The organism is Nitratidesulfovibrio oxamicus (assembly GCF_015731765.1).
GTDB lineage: Bacteria > Desulfobacterota > Desulfovibrionia > Desulfovibrionales > Desulfovibrionaceae > Cupidesulfovibrio > Cupidesulfovibrio oxamicus.
Genome location: NZ_VRYY01000439.1, coordinates 1 through 2,007, shown reverse-complemented (window position 1 = coordinate 2,007; position 2,007 = coordinate 1). Strand labels below are relative to the sequence as shown.

Genomic DNA, 2,007 nt, shown 5'->3' with positions numbered 1-2,007 from the left:
CTGCCGCCGCGGCTTCACCCGTCACACGGGTTGCGGCGGGAGTGGCTGGAGCGGGCGCCGCCGTCAAGGCCGCGCTGAAGGCCACCGTGCAGGGCGCTGCCAAGGCGGTGGGTACGGTGGCGGGCAAGGGCAAGGCGGCTGGTGAAACGGACACCGCCACGCAGGGCAAGGATCCCCACAAGGCCCCGGCCACGGCTCCGGTCAAGACTGGAAAACAGGCGAAGGCTGGCAAGCAGGGCAAGGCCGCCGGAGCGGCGAACGCCGCGCGGGCCAAGGCCGCGGGGACCGCAGACGCCACCGCCGTGGCAACGGCGGAAATGAAGACAGCGCCGGAACGTATCGGCAAGTCCGGCGCCAAGGCCACGAAATCCGCCAAGTCGGCCAAGACCGCAGAACCCGGGACCGCCAAGGGCGGAACCAAGGCCACCGGCAAGGCTGCCCGCAAGACCGGCGGTTCCGGTACGGCATAACGGACGCATCCGCAGCAGGGCCGCGCCCGGCGCGGCAAGGAGGGGTGGACCATGATCAGCAGCTTCATCGCCGGCAGGGTACGCATCCGGTGCGATGCGCTGCGCAATCCGGAGGCGGCCGCCGCCATCGAAGGCACCCTGCGCGAAACGCCGGGCGTGCTTTCCGCCACGGCCAACCCGCGCACCGGCGGCCTGCTGGTGGAATACGACCCGGACACCGTGACGCAGGAGCAATTGCTGGAAGCGGCCAGGATGCTGGAAGCCTTTGCCGCGCAGGAGCAGGCGGCCCCGAAGAAATCTTGTTGCTGCCGCCGCCTGACCAAGGCCGAGGCCATGCGCATCTCCAAGCGGGGCATGGCCGGGTCGCTGGCGGCGCTGGTGCTGTTCGGGCTGGCCGGGCGCGAGCGGGCGCACATCGTGGCGGGGGGGCTGTTTCTGGCCTTCAACGCCTACCATCTGTATGCGTATCGCAAGCGCATCATGGCCTGATCGGGATGGTTTTTTCGTTCATTGGTGACGAACGGAAAGCCTGATTTGGCCGGTGTCCCTACGGCTTGCACACCTTGCAGGGGCGAAAGCCTGCGTCAAGGGCCGCTTTGCGCGTGGCGAACGCCGCCGTGCAGGCCTTGCACGCGTAGTAGGTGCAGCCCTGGCGGTGGAAGATGTGCGACTGCACGTTGCCGTGGTAGACGGCATTCTGTGCGGCTTGTGTAGGCTGTGCGGAAAGGACGGCTACCGTCAGGACCAGCGTCGGGGACAGCGCCAGCAGCAGGGTCAGCAGGACCGCCGCTGCGGCGCGCACCGCGAACGGACACGGGCCGGAACGGATGCGTGATGGTGTGCGATGCATGCGGGCCTCTTTTGGTGTGCCCCTACCGCGAAGCGGGCATGCGTGCAACGGATTGAGAATGTGTGCATGCGAGAAGGGGCGTCCCCATGGGGCGCCCTTTTGCGTGTACTGCGGGGAAGGGCAGCGCAGAGGGAGCGCGCAGCGGGTGGCAGGGTGACGGTCTGTTTTGCCCTGTCTGTCCCGTCAGACCTTGCCGTCCTGTCAGCCTTGCCGTGCGGTCAGGTCGGCTCCACCGTCAGGCGGGTTGGCGGTGCCCCGCAGGATCAACTCCAGCAGGGCCGGGCCGGAGGGGATGCGCAGGCCCGTGGGCGCGCAGGCTGCCTCGTCGAAGCGGGCGGCGGGGTGCGTCAGTGCGGTCGGTCCGTGCAGCAGGAAGGGCACGGCGTGCGGGTGGTGGCGGCCATCGCCGCAGTGGGTGACATGGTCGCAGGTGACGCAGAGCAGGGCGTCGGGCCGGGCCGTGCGCAGCGGGGCGATGAGTTCCGCATCGATGCGGGCCAGCAGGGCGGATTTGGCGCGGGCGTCGCGGGCGTGTGCGCACATGTCCGGACCTTCCACATGGATGAAGACCACGGCGTGGTTCGCCAGCAGGGCGAGGGCGGCGGCGGCCTTGGCGGCAAGGTCTGTATCCGCGCCGCCGGTGGCGCCGGGGATTTCGGGCGCGGCAAGGCCTGCGGCCAGGGCCAG

At 69.8% G+C, this 2,007-nt stretch carries 3 protein-coding genes and 1 pseudogene; 2 read left to right on the top strand and 2 right to left on the bottom strand.

Annotated features, from left to right (window positions below; translation table 11 throughout):
• Both FVW20_RS13515 and FVW20_RS13510 read left to right on the top strand, forming a co-directional pair.
• Positions 1–470, top strand: a pseudogene (locus FVW20_RS13515) (heavy metal translocating P-type ATPase); the annotation flags it as partial.
• 51 nt (positions 471–521) lie between these two features.
• The gene (locus tag FVW20_RS13510; RefSeq protein WP_196610018.1) at positions 522–959 is read left to right on the top strand and encodes an HMA2 domain-containing protein; all 438 of its coding nucleotides are present in this window, start codon (positions 522–524) and stop codon (positions 957–959) included.
• A gap of 58 nt (positions 960–1,017) precedes the next feature.
• On the opposite strand, the gene FVW20_RS13505 is transcribed toward FVW20_RS13510, so the two are convergent.
• Together FVW20_RS13505 and FVW20_RS13500 are read right to left on the bottom strand one after the other, a co-directional pair.
• Positions 1,018–1,320 (bottom strand): Ada metal-binding domain-containing protein, encoded by a 303-nt coding sequence (locus FVW20_RS13505; protein ID WP_196610017.1) that lies wholly within the window; start codon positions 1,318–1,320, stop codon positions 1,018–1,020.
• 201 nt (positions 1,321–1,521) lie between these two features.
• Positions 1,522–2,007: alkaline phosphatase family protein (locus FVW20_RS13500; protein WP_504739159.1), on the bottom strand; the 486-nt coding region annotated here is incomplete at its 5' end.

Bases quoted from the DNA above. Each gene is read 5' to 3' on its own strand.
- FVW20_RS13510 (WP_196610018.1), top strand. From the start codon at position 522: ATGATCAGCAGCTTCATCGCCGGCAGGGTACGCATCCGGTGCGATGCG.
- FVW20_RS13505 (WP_196610017.1), bottom strand. From the start codon at position 1,320: ATGCATCGCACACCATCACGCATCCGTTCCGGCCCGTGTCCGTTCGCG.